At 57.1% G+C, this 18,274-nt stretch carries 15 protein-coding genes; 6 read left to right on the top strand and 9 right to left on the bottom strand.

The window, feature by feature from the left end:
• From AACV31_RS05125 to AACV31_RS05100, 6 genes are all read right to left on the bottom strand, one after another.
• The gene (locus AACV31_RS05125; RefSeq protein ID WP_165156441.1) at window positions 1-2,166 is read right to left on the bottom strand and encodes a TonB-dependent receptor; all 2,166 of its coding nucleotides are present in this window, start codon (window positions 2,164-2,166) and stop codon (window positions 1-3) included.
• Window positions 2,167-2,376: 210 nt separating this feature from the next.
• Complete coding sequence (gene dsbG, locus AACV31_RS05120; protein ID WP_007767567.1) at window positions 2,377-3,132, bottom strand: thiol:disulfide interchange protein DsbG; 756 nt, start codon at window positions 3,130-3,132, stop codon at window positions 2,377-2,379.
• Complete coding sequence (locus AACV31_RS05115; protein ID WP_165156443.1) at window positions 3,129-5,150, bottom strand: protein-disulfide reductase DsbD family protein; 2,022 nt, start codon at window positions 5,148-5,150, stop codon at window positions 3,129-3,131. The genes dsbG and AACV31_RS05115 overlap by 4 nt, the downstream gene beginning before the upstream one ends.
• A 46-nt stretch (window positions 5,151-5,196) precedes the next feature.
• On the bottom strand, window positions 5,197-5,586 hold the full coding sequence (locus AACV31_RS05110) for a copper-binding protein (RefSeq protein WP_071989798.1): 390 nt from the start codon (window positions 5,584-5,586) through the stop codon (window positions 5,197-5,199).
• 113 nt (window positions 5,587-5,699) lie between these two features.
• Window positions 5,700-5,960 carry a DUF2534 family protein gene (locus AACV31_RS05105; RefSeq protein WP_007767572.1) on the bottom strand — a complete coding sequence of 87 codons (261 nt, stop codon included), beginning with the start codon at window positions 5,958-5,960 and terminating at the stop codon, window positions 5,700-5,702.
• A gap of 401 nt (window positions 5,961-6,361) precedes the next feature.
• Window positions 6,362-7,390, bottom strand: a complete 1,029-nt coding sequence (locus AACV31_RS05100; protein WP_165156447.1) for a methyltransferase — start codon at window positions 7,388-7,390, stop codon at window positions 6,362-6,364.
• A 606-nt stretch (window positions 7,391-7,996) separates the two neighbouring features.
• On the opposite strand from AACV31_RS05100, the gene AACV31_RS05095 reads away from it, so the two are divergent.
• Window positions 7,997-8,518 carry an SMI1/KNR4 family protein gene (locus AACV31_RS05095; RefSeq protein WP_165156449.1) on the top strand — a complete coding sequence of 174 codons (522 nt, stop codon included), beginning with the start codon at window positions 7,997-7,999 and terminating at the stop codon, window positions 8,516-8,518.
• Window positions 8,519-8,635: 117 nt separating this feature from the next.
• Entirely contained in the window at window positions 8,636-8,881 is a 246-nt protein-coding gene (locus tag AACV31_RS05090) for a YmjA family protein (RefSeq protein WP_012815816.1), read from the top strand.
• A 72-nt stretch (window positions 8,882-8,953) separates the two neighbouring features.
• On the opposite strand, the gene AACV31_RS05085 is transcribed toward AACV31_RS05090, so the two are convergent.
• Genes AACV31_RS05085 through AACV31_RS05075 form a run of 3 tightly spaced genes read right to left on the bottom strand, consistent with a single transcriptional unit; the run spans window position 8,954 to window position 11,756 of the window.
• Window positions 8,954-9,712, bottom strand: a complete 759-nt coding sequence (locus AACV31_RS05085; RefSeq protein WP_012815817.1) for an ABC transporter ATP-binding protein — start codon at window positions 9,710-9,712, stop codon at window positions 8,954-8,956.
• Window positions 9,709-10,749, bottom strand: a complete 1,041-nt coding sequence (locus AACV31_RS05080) for a FecCD family ABC transporter permease (RefSeq protein WP_165156300.1) — start codon at window positions 10,747-10,749, stop codon at window positions 9,709-9,711. Before AACV31_RS05080 ends, AACV31_RS05085 begins: the two co-directional genes overlap by 4 nt.
• Entirely contained in the window at window positions 10,749-11,756 is a 1,008-nt protein-coding gene (locus tag AACV31_RS05075; protein WP_165156302.1) for an ABC transporter substrate-binding protein, read from the bottom strand. The genes AACV31_RS05080 and AACV31_RS05075 overlap by 1 nt, the downstream gene beginning before the upstream one ends.
• Before the next feature lie 240 nt (window positions 11,757-11,996).
• Between AACV31_RS05075 and AACV31_RS05070 the strand changes: the two genes are divergently transcribed.
• From AACV31_RS05070 to AACV31_RS05055, 4 genes are all read left to right on the top strand, one after another.
• Window positions 11,997-13,232, top strand: coding sequence for an MDR family MFS transporter (locus AACV31_RS05070; protein WP_165156304.1), 1,236 nt, complete (start codon window positions 11,997-11,999; stop codon window positions 13,230-13,232).
• 179 nt (window positions 13,233-13,411) lie between these two features.
• Window positions 13,412-14,245 carry a BglG family transcription antiterminator LicT gene (licT, locus tag AACV31_RS05065; protein WP_075199585.1) on the top strand — a complete coding sequence of 278 codons (834 nt, stop codon included), beginning with the start codon at window positions 13,412-13,414 and terminating at the stop codon, window positions 14,243-14,245.
• A 137-nt stretch (window positions 14,246-14,382) separates the two neighbouring features.
• Window positions 14,383-16,242, top strand: coding sequence for a PTS beta-glucoside transporter subunit IIABC (bglF, locus tag AACV31_RS05060; protein WP_165156306.1), 1,860 nt, complete (start codon window positions 14,383-14,385; stop codon window positions 16,240-16,242).
• Between the two features lie 15 nt (window positions 16,243-16,257).
• Entirely contained in the window at window positions 16,258-17,649 is a 1,392-nt protein-coding gene (locus AACV31_RS05055) for a glycoside hydrolase family 1 protein (protein WP_165156308.1), read from the top strand.
• Window positions 17,650-18,274 lie beyond the last annotated feature (625 nt).

The raw sequence follows: 18,274 nt of genomic DNA, 5'->3' as shown, positions 1-18,274 counted from the left end.
TCAGAAATCAAACGTCACGGAGGCGCGGACTTCCCGACCGCCGCCGAGGAAGGCGCTTGGCGAACCGCCATCGCCATCCGTGCCAGAAGGGAAAATCGACGCCCAGTAATGCTCGTTAGTCACGTTATTGACCGTCAGACGAAGTGTGGTGGGAAGGTTGTGGATGCGGGTGGTGTAACGCGTACCGAGATCCAGCGTGGTATAGCTATCCGCCCATGACGTATTGGTATCATTGGCGGCACGCTTGCCCGTGTAATGAAGACTGGCGCTGTATACCCACTGCGGCAGCGACGGCAGACTGTATTCGGCCAGCAGGTTAGCCTGGACTTTCGGTACGCCGACCACGCGTTTGCCGCTGGTGGCGGCAGATGCCGTATCTTTTAACGTCGGATCGAGGAACGTCACGCCGCTGTAAATGTTCAGATCCTGCCAGAGATGACCGGCGGCCGTCAGCTCCAGACCGTCATTCACCTGCTCCCCTTGCTCCCGATAGATATTGTCTTCACCCACATAGGCGAAAGGGCGTTTAAGACGGAACACGGCCGCGCCCAGGTTCATATCACCGAGATCGGCTTTCAGACCGGCCTCATACTGCTGGCTGCGGTAGGGGTCCAGCGTCTGGCCTTCGTTTTTGACGCCTGCGCCTGTGGGCGCCGTCCCGCCCTGTTCCAGCGAATCGGCGTAGCTGATATAGGCCATCAGCGCGGGCGTGATGTTATACATCAGCGCCGCGCTCGGGCTCAGACCATCCTGATTCACTTCGCTGGTTTTTTCCCCCTGTTTCGTGAAGTTTTTCGTCTGTAACCAGCTCTGGCTTAACCAGAACATCGCGGACCATTTGGGCGAGAACGTCATCGTATCGCCGAGGGTAATACTCTGCTGGGTATTCTCACTGGATTTGTAGCGGGCACCGTCCGTATTGATACGTCCGTTACCCGGCTCGCTCATCCGGGACGGGTCATACATGCTGGTGGTGCCAAGGTTATAGCGCTGACTGGCACCCTTAGCGCCATAGATAGACCAGACATAGCCCGTCGTGGAGAGCGCCAGATCGTGGCCGACGGAACCGGTATCGAGGTGACCGTTAAGCGTCATGGTATTGCTGAGCACGCGAAAGCGACCCGCCGCGCTGGAATCGCTCAACGAGCGCTTAATATCGCCGCGGTTATTTACAATGGTGCTGGAAACGGAACGCATAGCGCGATCCGCCTGCTGCCAGCCAACACCTGCCGTCAGCGACCATTCATCATTGATGTAATGAATAAGACGGGTACTCACGGTATCGGTAGTGAGATCGTTTCCGGCCGTGTCGAGCGCGAGGTTCTTATTTTTCGGGTTCGGCGCATCAGGCAGTTTTATGCCAGATCCATAGCTGAACCCGCCAGGATACCCTTTTTGCAAAAATTCATAATGGCTGGCGTCGAGTTGTATCTGAGTGCCGGGCTGAAGATTCCAGTCGAAGGCAACAGACACCAGTTTGCGGCGCAGTGTGCTATCAGCCACATTGCCTTCGCCTTCTTCATTCAGCAGGTTGATGCGGTAACCATACTTTTTCTCATCATCGACATGCCCGCCTATATCCACATGCCCATTTACCGCGCCGCGGCTTTGGTAGCCGAGGGTGACGCGCCTGAGCGTTTCCTGCGTAGGGCGTTTGGCGACAAAATTGAACTGGCCCGCCGGGCTCGCTGGCCCATAGAGCGCGCCAGTCAGGCTGTTTACCACATCGAGGCGCTCCAGCATTTCCACCGGAAAGGCGGTGGTGGAAACGATATTAAGCCCATCGAGACGGCTGTTGGCGACTACGCTACCCTGCATACCGCGGCTTTGCGGGCGACCGACGTCCATACCGCCGCGTGCCTGCATCTGCGTGCTGGGTGAGTATTTCAGCAGCTCGCTGACACTTTTCGCTTGCTGATTGTCAATCATGGCTTGCGACACCGTGGTCGTGGAGTAAGGCGTATCGATCCAGGCCCGGTTGCCTGCAGGGCCTATCTCAATGTCATTGGTCTTAAAACCGGCCCCAGCGACAGATTCAGGAGGGGTTTTGGCCTGCCCTGTGACGACGATTTGCTCTTCAGCCGGTTTATCCACTGCCGTAGCGCACTGCGCCGTAAACGGTGCCAGTACAGGCACCACCATTGCCATTTTAATTGTGTTGTTCATTAAATAATCATCGTTATGTAAATTGTTATATTACGATCGGCATGATAGTCCAAAGTTGATATGGATCACAGGCATTCATGAAATGAATACTCGTAACCCTTTGTAGTTAAAGGTTTAGTGACGGAGCGGGACAGTCATCTCAGGAAAGTATTACAGCAGCGAAGGGGGCGGGGCATCACTGAGGGCCACCCGCGAAGGTGGCCCTTTTGATTACTTACAGGCTACCAGATCGGCCATCTGTTCGGGGTTAGGCAAACCGACGATCTGCTGGAGCAGCTTGTCTTTGTTCAGATAGTAAATCGCGGGCGTACCGTTCGCGCCCAGTTGCGCCATCAGTTGCTGGTTGTACTGGATCTGCTTGAACGCGGCGGGCGAGGTTTTCTCCGGCAGCGCCGGTTTGACCTTACCGGCTGAGCTTTCAAGGTCCTGCCAGGTCTTTTGCGGATCGTCTGAGGCCAGCACCGCCGCGGCATAGCGCCCGCTGTCCGGGCGGATCACGCCCACCAGCAGGGTTTTCAGGCTAATGCTTTTATCCTTGAGGTACGGCTGCGCCTGCTCCCAGAACTTGTGGCAATAAGGGCAGAAGGGGTCTGCGAAGACCACCACCTTGCACGCGGCCTGGTCACTGCCTTCCTGAATACCTTTCGCCTGATCCAGCGTTTTCCACATTTCGCGGCCCGCCGGGATGTACAGCTCGTCGTTAATGAGCTTTTCGCTGAGATTATTCCCCTGCTCGTCATACATATAGCCAGCGATAACATGCTTTTTATCCGGCGTCAGATAAAGCGCCACGCCGGTATCCTGATATTTCCCAAGCCAGGCCTGGACACCGCCGGGCGCGCTAAAGGGTTTGATAATCGTAATGCCCTGTTTCTCCATCTGTTTTACCGGCTCTGGTAAATCGTCAGTCTGCGCCTGCGCATGGAAAGCGGCGAGCAGAGCGCCCGCCATCAGCATCTTTTTCATTGGTTATCCTTATTTATCGCCTGAGAGGTGGCCGCGCCGGCGTTATCCAGCGTGGTAAGCAGTTCAGTTTTATTCAGTAGCGAGGAGAGCACCTCGCCATCGGGTGTCGTGGGGCCGAAAACGGCATTAAACGGAATGCCGCTTGCGCCGTGACGGCTGAGAAAGCGTTCAATCTCCGCCGAGGGTTTGCTCCAGTTACCCTGTAACAGCACAACGTCACTCTGCTGCAGCGCGTTTACAACGTCAGGGCGGTGCAGCACCATCACTTCATTGACCTTACAGTTCAGACACCAGTCTGCGGTGATATCCACCAGCACGCGTTTATGCCCGGCAAGCGCGTCATCCAGCGCCGCCTGGCTGAAGGGTTGCCAGTCAAGCGGCCCTTCGCTGCGCCCGTGTGGCGCGGGAGCCAGAAACGCGTATAGCCCGGCGCCGAACACCACGCCGAAGGCCAGCGTTCGCAGGTTCTCCCGGTGGCGCGGGAGCGTGACTGCGCAGCGCCAGAGGAATAACGCCACCATCAGTCCGCCCGCGAGCAGTACGTACCGCGCGCCCCATTCTTTTACCAGCAGCGACATCAGCCAGAGACTGGAGCCGAGCATCATTATGACCAGCACCAGACGCAGTTTACCCATCCACGGGCCGGGTCGCGGCAGCCAGCGCGCCACGCCGGGCATCAGGCTGACGAGCAGCCACGGCAGGCTCATTCCGATGCCGAGCGCAAGAAAAATCAGCCATAGCTGGGGCAGCGGCGCCGCCAGCGCAAAGGCGACGGCGGTACCGAGAAAGGGCGCGGTGCAGGGCGTCGCCAGCAGCGTCGCGAAGGCGCCTTCCAGAAAACTGCCGCCCATGCCCTGACCGCCTGCCGTGGCGAGCCGCGTGGTCATCGCGGCGGGCAGCCGGATCTCCACCACCCCTGCGAGGCTGAAGCAAAAAAGCCAGGTGACCACCGCCATGGTGGCGATAAACCCGGCATGCTGGAACTGAAAGCCCCAGCCCGTCCACGCGCCCGACAGCCGCAATGCGCTCATGACCGCCGCCAGGGCCAGGAAGGAGAAAATAATCCCGGCGGTGGTGGCCAGGAAACGCAGGCGGGTCTGGCGGCGATCCGCCTGCGCCAGCGTCATCAGCGACGCGAGTTTCATCCCCAGAACCGGCAGCACGCAGGGCATCAGGTTCAGGATCAGCCCGCCGAGCAGCGCCACCGCGACGGCCTGCCAGAACAGCGGCTCGCCGTCGGGTCTCGCGGTGATTTGCTGACTGGTGACACCGTTGCCGAGGACCATCGACACCGCCTGAAGACGGCTGGCATCCACAGGTTCGCCCCGATCGTCCAGCACGGTGAACCGCGCAGTGAGCGTGTCGCCGGACGTTTCCAGTTGCGGAACGGAAAGCGACACGCCGTCGGGGTTATCGGCAAAAAGCGCTGGTTGCGGCCAGCCATCCGGCGATGTCGCCGTCAGGCTGAGCGTCGAACCGTGAGCGGAGACGTCTGTTATCGCAATATCGCCAGTCGCTGGCGGAACCGTCGCCATCGCCGCCTTCCAGTCAGCGTCAAAACCGGGCGACGGGCCATCGGCCAGATTGATATCCAGCGGGAAGGTATTCACCACGCAAAGGTTGCTGCACAGCGAGAGCGTCAGCGTGCCGCGCAGGCGCGCTTTTTCTGTGGTGGTGATGTCGAGCGGGAAGGTCACGCGGTCATGATAGCCCACCGAGCTGAACCCGGCGGCGTCAAACCTCACCGGCTGCGGCCAGTGCCAGGTAGTCCGGGCCTGCGACGACCAGTCGATAACCGGCCGAAACCCGCCGTCGCCAGGCGTGCGCCAGTAGGTTTTCCACCCTTTATCAAGGGTGATATCCAGCAGTACGCGCACATTGCCGTCGGTGGGCGCGTCGCTGCGTACCTGAATATGGGCATGGGAAGACTGCGCCGGTGGCAGCCAGCCGTTGTCGGCGGCGCAGGCCGCAGACATGCTGAGAGCCAGAAGCCAGAGGCTTCTGAAAAGCATTTTCATCTATTTTCTCCGTGAATAATTAACTGAACAGGACGAACCCGGTCAGTCATTCACGGAAAACGCAGTTTTTCAGATGTATTCGTCGTAGTGGAGGGCGGGGGATCGCATCCGGCAGAGCGCGGACGTTGAGAGTGATCAGGATGGCAAGAAGGATGACCAGCAGGCCGGGCAACAGAATGATGGTGTCGAAGTGGAGCGGCTGTGCGGCAAGCAGCGAATGCGCGCTGAGTTCGCACGGAGAGAGCGACGGCGTGGTCGCCTCCGGGCCGCTGTTTTGCGTGGTGAGACTGAGCGCGGCGGCTTTAACCTGCATATGGTGCAGAATGCTGGCGCGCTGGGTCAGGCAAATCAGCATCACGCAACAGGCAATGACCAAAAGCAGTATTGCTTTCAGTTGCCGGTTTCTGGTGTAAGCGGAGCCTGAGGTCGTTATCATCGGCAAAAGAATAGTGAGCGCCCTGTTATCGGGCAAGCGCAGTTTTGTAAATAGATGATGACAATTCGCGCCACACACTCAGCGGGGCACTAAAAATCTGCACGAAGACAAACTCAGCCACGATCGTCTTTTGGCCCCAGAAAGTAGAACGCGAAGGGAAGCGAGATAATAAACGAGAACGGCACGCTGTAAATCAGCACCCAGGCGCCCTGCATGATAAACATCGAAGAACTCCACTGTTCCATCGGCATGTTGTACTGCTCTTCAACCCCCTCAAACGTGACACGTGAGACGACCGTCAGTACGGTGATGAACACAATCACCAGGGCTGTCAGAAATTTTTTCCCGTCAGGGGTACGCAGTTTTTCCAGCATGATGCTCTCCAGAGTGGTGTTCCCCGCGTTTCGTTTGCGTGCGTGAAGTCATGCGCCTGCCTGGAAGCGGGAATGAAATGTGGCGCAAGTGTATCGTAAATGGCGGGCAAATGTTACGGTCTGAAGGGATATGTGGCGGCACGAGGGAGACTTTTAATGGTGCGTGCAATCTATCTTATGTTAAATATACGGTGGCTGCGCAGGCTATGAACACCCTTCCTGGTAAGTTTGATGCCCGACTGGCTTATTGATATTCAAATACCACCGACCGTTTGTGAAAGCGAGTTGCACTGATTCAGCGGCATTACTGCAGGAGAGGAATACCTCTCCTGCCCTTTACTTAACGTGTTCTGCTAACCCGCATTACGCCAGAAATAGTTTTATATTCCGGCACGTCGGGATCAGGCGACCACGGCTTCTGCGATGGAAACGTAGCATCCTGTTGTAATAACACGACTAAGCTTCAGCCCTGCACTTGCCAGCAGTGTGCGTAACGACGCTTCACTGCGTGTCTGTCCGCCGTCGAAACTTGCCAGGAGTAAGAGATCTATTTCATTACCGCCATGCCAGTGGTTCCCTTCAGGAATAATGGGTTCCATTATTAGCAGTTTCGATTTCTCATGCATGGCTTTCCGGCAGTTGAGCAGGATATTTCTGGCCTGCTCATCGGGCCAGTCCATGGTGATATATTTTAATAAGTAAAAATCTGCAGAAGGACAGGCTTCAAAAAAACTGCCTGGTTGTATTCGCCAGCGCGTATCATCACCAAGTTCACCCAGCCGGTGTCTGGCCAGAATATCAGGCCGATCGAAAAGGATGCCGTGCAGTGTCGGATTACGCCGTAAAATGGCCAGCAATAACCCGCCCATTCCTCCCGCTATGTCTACAACCGTTGCATTTTCAGGAAAAGGATAGCTTTCCGATAAAAACCGATTTTCCACCGCTGACATGGATGACATACCGGTATGGAAATCGTAGCCTTCTCTTTGATTTCCTTTATCTGCCCAGTATTCATAGAAAGACATGCCGTACAGGTTTTTAAAGGAGGACGTGCTGCGCAGGCTCTCTGTCAGGTTGCCGGATGGCGACCAGAACGTTTCATCGGTCAGCATTAACACAGCCGCACGCAGTGAATAAGGATGATCCGAACAAAGGTACTCCGCTGCAGGGGTGAGGGAGAACCGGCCATCAGGAGCGGCTTCGAAAATATGTTTCGAAGCGAGCATACGCAGAAGACGATACAATCTGGCTCCGTCCACCTTCAGTTCTGTAGCGAGTTCCTCAGCGGTTTTCGCGCGTTCTTTCAGTTGGTCTGCTACTCCAGTTTCGGCGGCAGCACGCAGCGCGGCCTGAAAGGTAAACCCCATCGCCTGTTCCAGCAAATATGTTGCGGGATCATTTTTTTGACATTTATCTGTAGTTTCTAACATTTTGATATTGACTCCTCTGATTCATTATTTATGCATATGAAAAATAAGTATTCAGAAAGGCGCAATATAATATATTTTATTAACGCTTCAGCATCGACGCGGAAAGTTCTCCCCGCCACGCATGAAACAGAGATATATATTTATCCCCACGTTGTGTAATTTTTTCAGCTTTTGCCTGAAATATAATACCTCGACGAAATGATTAGGGTTAATATCATTAACTTTCATTCTGTTTATAATTCAGCGCCACAATCAAGTGTGGCTTCTCTTTAGTTAAAGTCAAATGGCGTTCTGTTTATCTACGCCATTGTTGCAAAAAATCAAAAAATTGATTCGGGGAATAAGATTTTTGTCATCCCAGAGACTCATAGCTGATTTAAAACCCACTTATCCAGCTATGGTAAGCCCGGCGGAAAGGGTTTAGGGTTAATGATGGATCTGGCTATAAAAACCAGACCATTCAATCGATAAGAACAGGATGTGGCGAAACGGCATTTTTATCGTGTTTTGAAGCAATCTGGCCTGACATAAACTTTACCTGTCAAAAAAATATCTGTACTGGTAGATTAAAAAAGCCAGTCACTATAAATCAGAGAAGGAAAAACCATGCCAGTCTCCTGTGGAAAAATGATTACAGAAGCTGACATCCAGCGCCTGGAAAAAAGATACCGCATCAGCTTGCCTGAAGAGTATAAAACGTTCCTTCTGTTAAATAATGGCTTTGTGGTAAAAAGCCCGGATTACTGTAATTTAACGTATCGCGGTGTCGATGAGGGCGCTATTGCGTTTAATGCCCTGTTTGGGATGCAAGCGAAAAACGATTATTATGATGTCATTTATAATAACGATGAGCTATTAAGCGAACTGGATTTTATCGACAGCAAATTAATCATCGGCGACGATCCGGGCGGTAATTATTTTTTGCTGCTGAATGGGGAACACCAGAAAGGCCTGTTTTACTGGGACAGAACGCATCTGCATGCGGAAGATACCCTTCAACAGTTTGAAATACCTGAGCAAGATGAGTGCGGAAATCTTTACAGGCTAAGCGACACGTTTACTGCATTTTTTGAAATGATTTCCGAACAAACGCTTGCGCACGGAATGCACGTCAATCGTGACCTGTAACATCCCTGACTAACGCCGCCGCGCCATTTTCCGCGCCAGCGCGCAGCCATAAATGATACTATCTTACTCATAACGCCCTGTCCCGGCAGGCATTAACACCACCATCAGGAACGCCCTATGAGTAATGATATCCCGATCAAGTTTTATGACATCGCTGACGAGTACGCGACGGAAACGGCGTTGCCGGTAAGCGACGCGGATCGCGATCGCCTGGCGCACTACTTTCAGCTGCTGATCACCCGTTTAATGAATAACGAAGAGATCAGCGAGGAAGCGCAGCACGAGATGGCGAGCGAAGCGGGCATCGCCGAAGCGCATATCGATGAGATTGCGAACTTCCTGAACCAGTGGGGCAACGAGTAACGCTCCTGTGCCACTCAGTTTCAGCGAAAAAAACGGCCCCTGTGCGGGGCCGTTTTGCATTACCGTTTTTAACTACACAAAGTGGATGTGCTTCTTGCCGTGATGCGGCGAAATTTCAATGCGCGCCTCTACTTTAAATACCTCGCGAAGCATCGCCTCCGTCAGCACGTCATCCGGCGTCCCGCTCGCCACCACCTGCCCGCTCTGCATCACAATCAGCGCATCGCAGAACATCGCGGCGTGGTTGAGATCGTGCAGTGCCACAATGCTTGTCACCGGCAGCTCGCTGATGAGGCGCATCAGGTGCATCTGATGATGAATATCGAGATGGTTGGTCGGTTCATCCAGCAAAATCTCGCCGGGCGACTGCGCCAGCGCGCGGGCGATGTGTACGCGCTGCCGCTCGCCACCGGAAAGATGCTGCCACCCTTCGTCGCGGCGATCGAACATGTCCACGCGCTCCAGCGCCTGGCGCACGATCTCGTCATCCTGATGCGTCCAGGGCGAAAGCGGCGAATGGTGCGGAATACGCCCCAGCTTCACCACGTCGCGCACCCGAATATTGGCGTCCGTCATCGCGTGTTGTTCCACGAACGCCACGCGCTGCGCCAGCTTTTTCCTGGACAACCGCGCGATGTCGCCCTCGTCCAGCAGCACCCTGCCCGCATCCGGGCGGCGGAGCCCGGCCAGAATGCGCAGCAGCGACGATTTCCCGGAGCCGTTCGGGCCGAGCAGGCCGAGCGTCTGCCCGGTCGGCACGCTCAGCGACACATTATTTACGATGCGCTTTTTGCCCGCCGACCAGCTGATGTTTTCCGCGCGGATGCTCATGAGAATCTCCTTGAGCGATACAGGATCACCGCAAAGAACGGTACGCCGACCAGCGCGGTCACCACGCCTACCGGCAGGCTCTGCGGCGCTATCAGCGTGCGCGAGGCGATATCCGCCAGCACCATCAGGTTAGCGCCCATCATCGCGCAGGCAATCAGTAACCGGCGATGCAGCGGCCCGAAGAAATAGCGCATCACGTGCGGCACCACCAACCCGACAAAGCCAATCGAACCCGCCATACTGACGATGGCCGCCGTCATCAGCGCCGTCACCGCGAAGAGGATCAGGCGCACGTAACCGACCGGAATGCCGAGCGACGCCGCGGCGTCATCGCCAAAGGTAAAGGCGTCCAGGGCTTTGGCGTGCCACAGACAGACTGCCAGCCCAAGGACAACGACCGCCAGCACCAGCTGAAACTCCGGCCAGCGCACGCCGCTGAAGCTGCCGAGCAGCCAGAACATGACATCGCGCGCCTGCTGGGCGCTGGCGGCGGTACTGATGGTATAGGCGGTGATGGCGTTGAAAAGCTGAGAGGCGGCGACGCCTGCCAGAATGGTGCGTTCATTGCCGCCGCGCGCGCCGTTGGTCAGGAGGGCGACGAACGCAAACGCGGCGAACGCGCCGGTAAACGCGCCCGCGGAGAGCGACACCGCCCCGCTGCCGATGCCGAGCACCACGACCGACACCGCGCCGGTCGACGCCCCGGCGGAAACGCCGAGCACGTACGGTTCCGCCAGCGCGTTTTTCAGCAGGCTTTGCAGCACCGCGCCGCAAAAGGCCAGACCCGCGCCGCTACACGCGGCCACCAGCGCCCGGCTGAGACGGAAATCCCAGATGACCGTCTCATGGATGCGGTTGAGCGGAACGGCTGTCAGCCCGAGTTTATTGGTCACCGCCGCAAAGGTGGTTTGCAGAGGAATGGAGAGCTCGCCGATGCCCACGCTCAGCGCGATCACCAGCGCGAGCACAACCACAGAGAGCGCCAGCCATATCAGCGCCGGCCAGCGTCGGGTGACGGTTAAAGAGACTTCCGCCATCAGTTCAGCCCGAGCTTCTCAAGCTGCGCCGCCACCTGCTCCGCGCCGTAGAGCGTGCGGATGGTCGGGTTCATCGCCTGGCCATCCATCACCAGGATATGGCCCTTTTTCACGGCGTCGAGCTGGCAGACCGCCGGATCGCTTTTCAAAAACTGGATTTTCGCGTCGGCGTTATCCAGCGCCCAGCGGTTGCGGTCGAGGCTTGAAACAACAATCACATCCGGGTTGGCGGCGATGATGCTCTCCCAGCTCAGCGTCGGCCACTCGCTTTCAGAAGTTATCGCGTTATGACCGCCCAGCAGATGCGCGATGTAGCCTGAGGCGCTGTTTTTGCCGCCAACGTAGGCGTCTGCCGACGGCGACGCGCTGGAGAACCAGAAGAGATACGAGAGGTTCTTATGATTTTGGCCGAATTTCGCTTTCAGAGCCGCTTCGCGGGCTTTGAAATCTTTCGTTAACGCTTCGCCGCGCGCCTCGACGTTAAAAATCTTCGCCAGATCGTCTATCTCTTTATACAGCAGCGTCATATCCCACAGCTGTTTACGGCTGCCGTAGATATCGCGGGTATCTTTGGTGGTGACGCACATACCCGGCGAGAGATAACTGTTCACACCCACCGCTGCGAAATCTTCACGTTTCGCCACTTTGCTGTCGGGGCCCAGCAGCAGCGGGAGCTGTGCGGCGACAAAATCCGGATTCTGCGCGAGGATCGACTCCAGCGTCGGGATCTCGACCGTCAGCAGTTTGACTTTTTCATTCTGTTTCGCGAGCTGCGGCAGGACTTTGGTGGGCCAGAACGCGCTGGCGGCCATTTTGTCTTCCAGACCGAGCAGCAGCATGATCTCTGCGGTGTTCTGCCCGAGCGCCACCACGCGCTCCGGCGCCTGGGTGAAAGTGACTTTCATCCCGCAGTTATCCAGAGTCAGGGGGTATTGCGTGGCCAGAACGGGGGCCGAGGCGGCGCAGAGCAGGCCGAGCGCCAGCGCGGTTTTGACTAAAGCATTCATCAACATCAACCTTAACGTGTTTTTATCGCCGCGTGCCGCACGGAAATGATTACGGGCCGGACAAATTAGAATTTGTATTATGTAAATGAAAATCATTCTTAAGAGGAGGTCTTATACCGGGGCAGTTACGCGAAGTCAATATCGTCTCGCCGTCGGTTTTCGTCAGGCAAAAGTTGCCACAGGCGGCGCAAATATGTTTTAAGAGAGCCCTCACTTTTTCTGAACAGTTATGCGGTCTTCATGTCCACTTACGCACCCTCTGCCGCGAGGCACACTTCTCCTTATCTGCTCTCCGCCAGCCAGCTGGTGTTTAACATCGGTTTTTACGCGGTGGTGCCGTTTCTGGCTATCTATCTGCGCGACGACATGCTGCTCTCCGGTGGGCTTATCGGCGCCATCATCGGGCTGCGCACGTTTTCGCAACAGGGCATGTTCCTGCTGGGCGGCGCGCTTTCCGACCGTTACGGCGCGCGCGCCATTATTCTGTGCGGCTGCGTGGTGCGCATTATGGGCTATCTGTTGCTGGCGCTGGGCGGCTCGCTGTGGGCCGTGGTGCTCGGCGCGTGTCTGACGGGCGTCGGCGGCGCGCTGTTTTCGCCGTCGATTGAATCGCTGCTGGCGCAGGCCGGTACGCGCAGCGAGGCGGAAGGCAAACGCAGCCGCGCCGAGTGGTTCGCGCTGTTTGCCGTTTGCGGCGAGCTGGGCGCGGTGCTGGGCCCGGTGCTTGGCTCGCTGATGGCCGGTTTTGGTTTTAAAACGATGGCGCTGGCGGGCGCGGGCGTGTTTATCGTCGCGCTGGCGGCGCTCTTTGTACTGCTGCCCCGCACGCCGCACCGCGATGGGCCGCTGCACATCGCGCCCTGGTGGCAGACCTTTCATCAGCCGCGCTTTATGGCGTTTATCCTCGCCTACAGCGCCTATCTTTTCAGTTACAACCAGCTGTACCTGGCGCTGCCGGTGGAGCTGCGCCGCTCCGGCAGCAGCGATGCCGCGCTCGGGCCGCTGTTTATTCTCGCGTCGCTGTTGATTATCACGCTGCAACTGCCGCTCGCGCGCGTCTCGCGCCGTTTCGGGGCCGCGCGCATGTTGCCGCTGGGTTTCGGACTGCTGGCGGCCTCGTTTGTCAGCGTGGCGCTGTTTGCCCCGCTCCCGCCCTTCGCCGGCTGGCTGCGGATGCTGCCCGCGGCGTGTATGGTGACGCTCCTGACGCTGGGGCAGATGATTATCGTCCCGGTGGGTATGGATCTCGTCCCCCGCTTTGCCGCGGGCCGTAATCTGGGCGCGCACTACGGCGCGCTGGCCTCGATGGGCGGCGTGGCGGTGCTGGCCGGGAATTTCCTGCTGGGCGGCACGCTCGATAACGCGCTGACGCCGGGCGCGCAGGCAGCGGTGCCGTGGCTCCTGCTGGCGGTGTTCCCGCTGTGCAGCGCGCTGGCGATGGCGGTGTTATGTCGCTTTTACGCGCCAAAGGGGTAAGACGCGTCGTCTGGTTATTAAATGCCCATAGCCGCGCTGGCTCACGTTTTTCAGGAGGATATATTGAGCTGGTGAATAAAAGTGCTAAGGTGAAATGACTGGATTGTCACTGCTATGGCAGGCAAAACCTGATTTCTGGCGCTCGCCGGAGGTCAGGTTTTTTTGTTTCCGGGGTTCGGATGAAGATCGCCAAAATTCTTAATAACAATGCCGTGTTTGTGCTGGACGCGCAGGGGCGCGAGCAGGTCGTGATGGGCCGCGGCCTGGCCTTTCAGAAGCGCACTGGCGACGAGCTCGACGCCACGCGCATTGAAAAGGTGTTCGCGCTGCAAAGTGATGAACTGGTGCGCCGCCTCGGGGAGTTGCTGGGCCAGATCCCGCTGGAGGTGATGACCACCTGCGATCGCATTATCGCGCTGGCCGCTGAACGGCTCGGCCGGTTGCAGGACAGTCTCTATGTGACGCTGACCGACCACTGCCACTACGCCATTGAACGCCAGAAAAAAGGCCTGGCGATAAAAAACGTGCTGCTGTGGGAGATAAAGCGGCTTTACCCAAAGGAGTATGCGCTGGGTCAGGAGGCGCGGGCCATGATAGCCCGGCGGCTCGATGTGGAACTGCCCGAGGATGAAGCAGGATTTATCGCGCTGCACCTCGTGACGGCGCAGCTCAACAGCGAAATGCCCGAGGTAATGCACGTCACCCGTGTGATGCAGGAGATCCTGCAACTGGTGAAGTATCAGCTTCAGCTGGAATACGATGAGGAGTCGCTGAGCTATCAGCGCTTCGTCACGCATCTGAAGTTTTTCGCGCAGCGGATGCTCACCCGCACTGTGGTGGCGGATGACGATCTCTCGCTGCATTCGGCCGTCAGGGATAACTACCCGCAGGCCTGGCGCTGCGCGGAGAAGATTTCCGGGTATCTCAGTAAAAGCTACCAGCGCGAGCTAACAACGGAAGAGATGATGTTCCTGGCGATACATATCGAGCGGGTAAGAAAAGAAGGGCGTTAAGCCCGGGCCTGTGGGCCATATAAAAAGGATTGTGACTGCTTCGGCAGGCAAAACCTGAGCGCGGCACCCGGTAAACGGGCGCTGTTCTCGGGTTTTTTTATGTCTAAAACTCAGTTAACGCATTGAAGGAAAACGGAATGGACTATCAGGCATTAGCACAGGATATTCTCGCCCGGGTGGGCGGCAAGGAGAATATCAGCAGCGTCATCCATTGCGCCACGCGCCTGCGCTTCAGGCTTAAAGATAACGGCAAGGCTGATGCGCAGGGCCTGAAAGCGCATCCGGGCGTTATCATGGTGGTGGAGAGTGGCGGTCAGTTCCAGGTGGTGATCGGCAATCATGTTCACGACGTCTGGCTGGCGGTCTGCCGCGAGGCGGACATTGCAGAAGATGCCGCGCCGGCGGCTGATGATGCGCCGCGCGGCAGTCTGCTGGCGCGCCTTATCGATATTGTCTCCGGTATCTTTACGCCATTTATCGGCGTGCTGGCGGCCTCGGGGATCCTGAAAGGGTTTCTGGCGATCGCGGTGGTCTGCGGCTGGCTCAACACCAGTAACGCCACCTACAAAATCTGGTTTGCCGCGAGCGACGCGCTGTTCTTTTTCTTTCCGCTGGTGCTGGGCTACACCGCCGGGAAAAAATTCGGCGGCAATCCGTTTATCACTATGACCATCGGCGGCGCGCTGACGCACCCGACAATGATTGCCGCTTTCCAGGCGAGCCAGCAGCCGGGCGCGCTGACAGAGACGTTTCTCGGCGTGCCGGTCATCTGGTTCAACTACAGCGCTTCAGTGATCCCGATTATTTTCGCCGCCTGGGTGAGCTGCTGGCTGGAGAAACAGGGCAACCGGCTCTTGCCCGCTGCGGTTAAAAATTTCTTCACCCCCCTGCTCTGCCTTGGCGTCACCGTGCCGCTCACCTTTTTGATTATCGGCCCGATCGCCACCTGGCTCAGCCAGATGCTGGCGAACGGCTACCAGTTTATCTATGCCTTCGCGCCGTGGCTGGCGGGCGCGGCGGCGGGCGCTTTGTGGCAGGTGTGCGTGATTTTCGGGCTGCACTGGGGGCTGGTGCCGCTGATGGTCAATAACCTGGCGGTGCTCGGGCAGGATTCGCTGTTGCCAATGCTGCTGCCGGCGATTATGGGCCAGGTGGGCGCGGCGCTCGCCATCTTTTTGCGCAGCCGCGACGCACGGCAGAAAACGCTGGCCGGGTCGTCCGTCACCGCCGGGATTTTCGGTATTACTGAGCCTGCGGTCTATGGCGTGAACCTGCCGCTGCGCCGGCCGTTTATTTTCGGCTGCGTGGCGGGCGCGGTCGGCGGCGCGATTGTCGGTTTCAGCCACAGCCACGTTTACTCGTTCGGGTTCGCCAGCGTCTTTACCCTGGCGCAGATGATCCCGCCGGGCGGCGTGGATGCGACGCTCTGGGGCGGCGTGCTCGGCACGCTGACGGCGCTGGTGCTCGCCTGCGGATTAACGCTCGTCGCCGGGCTGCCGGGGCGTACAGAAGAGGCCGCCAGCGCTTCGGAAGACGCGCCGCAGAATGCCGCGCTGGCGCCGCTCAGCGGCACGGTGCTGGCGCTCGCCGACGTGCCGGATCCGACGTTCGCCAGCGGTCTGCTGGGCGCGGGCGCCGCGATAATTCCTTCCGATAACCAGGTGCGCGCGCCGTTCGCGGGCAGCGTGGCGTCGCTGTTTGAGACGCGCCACGCCATTGGTTTACAGGGCGATAATGGCATGGAGCTGTTGATCCATGTCGGCATCGACACCGTGAAGCTGGAGGGCAAACTATTTACCTCGCATGTGCGCGTGGGCGACCGTGTGCAACCCGGCGACGTGTTGATCACCTTCGATCGTCAGGCCATCCTGGATGCAGGCTATGATTTAACCACCCCGATTATTATCAGCAACAGCGACAGCTACCGCGCGGTCACCACGGTGGCGGCCACGGCCGTCAGTGCTGGCATGCCGCTGCTGGCCGCTGAACCGGCTTAATCAAAGGAGAACACCATGAAAACTTTCCCGGACGGCTTTCTGTGGGGCGGCGCGGTTGCCGCAAACCAGGTGGAAGGCGCTTATCTTACGGATGGAAAAGGGCTTTCCACCTCTGACGTGCAGCCCCAGGGCATCCTGGGCCCGGTGGTTGAGCGCGAGCCTGGCGACAGCGGCATCAAAGATGTGGCGATCGATTTTTACCATCGCTACCCGGACGATATCGCGCTGTTTGCCGAAATGGGCTTCAGCTGCCTGCGAGTTTCCATCGGCTGGACTCGCATCTTCCCGAACGGCGACGAGCACGAGCCCAACGAAGCGGGGCTGGCGTTCTACGATAAACTTTTTGACGAACTGGCGGCGCATAACATTACGCCACTGGTGACGTTGTCACATTATGAGATGCCCTGGGGGCTTGTTAAACAGCACGGCGGCTGGGGAAATCGCGAGACGATCGGTTTCTTCGAACGTTACGCGCGTACCGTGTTTACCCGCTATCAGAGCAAGGTTAAATTGTGGCTGACCTTTAACGAAATTAATATGTCGCTGCATGCGCCGATGACCGGCGTCGGCCTGTCGGAAGATAGCACCCAGGCGCAGATTTATCAGGCTATCCACCATCAACTGGTGGCCAGCGCGCTGGCGGTAAAGGCGTGCCACGAGATAATCCCGGACGCGAAAATCGGCAATATGCTACTCGGCGGCCTGATGTATCCGCTCTCCTGCAAGCCGGACGATGTCTTCGCGGCACTGCAGGAGAACCGCACCTGGCAGTTCTTCGGCGATATCCAGTGCCGCGGCGCCTACCCCGGCTACATGCTGCGTTATTTCCGCGACAACGGTATCTCGCTCGATATCACTGATGAAGACCGCGCGGCGCTGCGCTCGACGGTCGATTTCATCTCCTTCAGCTACTACATGACCGGCTGCGTGACGACTGACGAAGCGCTGAACCAGCAGGCGCGCGGCAACATCCTGAATATGGTGCCGAACCCGCATCTGCAAAGCTCTGAGTGGGGCTGGCAAATTGACCCTGTCGGGCTGCGCACGCTGCTGAACGTGCTCTGGGATCGCTATCAGAAGCCGCTGTTTATCGTCGAGAACGGTCTTGGCGCGAAAGACCGCGTGGAGGCTGACGGCGCCATTAATGACGACTACCGCATCAATTACCTGAACGATCATCTGGTGCAGGTGCGGGAGGCGATTGAGGACGGCGTGGACGTTTTAGGCTATACCAGCTGGGGGCCGATTGATCTGGTGAGCGCCTCGAAAGCCGAGCTGTCGAAACGCTACGGCTTCATTTACGTGGACCGTCATGACGACGGCAGCGGCACCCTCGCCCGTATGCGTAAGAAAAGCTTCTACTGGTACAAAGACGTGATTACCAGCAATGGCGCCTCGCTGCGCTGAGACCTGTGGAACCGTGGCGGGCTGTTGCGCTCGTCGCGGTTTTTTTGTTTTCTGGCGCGGATTTTTTTAGCAGCAGGTTAAAAAACAGCAGAATAATATTAGAAACGCTTAAGAATTTTCTTGGTTTATGAAACCGGTCTCAGCGCGGAAATCAATTAATTTCATTATTTTTCCTTCTCCCGACGCGCTTACATTTACTGATGCTTTCCTGACAATATCTTCATAATTGTTTAAATAAGCGCAAGAAAAAGCAGCCAAAATAAGCGGTAAAACGCCGTTTTAAATAAACATAATAAAAATACAGAAATAAAATGCGCCAGCTATTTAACCAGAGTGGTTAAAATAACATCATTTAACTTCATGAATTTATAGCTGTTTTTCGGGGAGAGCGGAAGCGTTCTCGGCCCTGACAACGCTTCCGGGAGATGTGTTTAACGGCGCTTGCCACCGCGCGAGGGCAGCGTGCGCGATTTCACCATAACCGTATGCTTATAAAAGGCATAGGCGATGATGACAACCAAAAAGACGATCAATGCTATGGTCATATTGACGATAACCTTCCTGATGGTATGACTATTTTAATAATGACGGTATATCATACATGAATCTATATTACAGATGCATC

The sequence above is a fragment of the Cronobacter sp. EKM101R genome, assembly GCF_963888145.1.
Classification (GTDB): Bacteria; Pseudomonadota; Gammaproteobacteria; order Enterobacterales; family Enterobacteriaceae; genus Cronobacter; species Cronobacter turicensis.
Note: the sequence above shows the minus strand (reverse complement) of the source record. Positions and strands in the feature narration are given on the sequence as shown.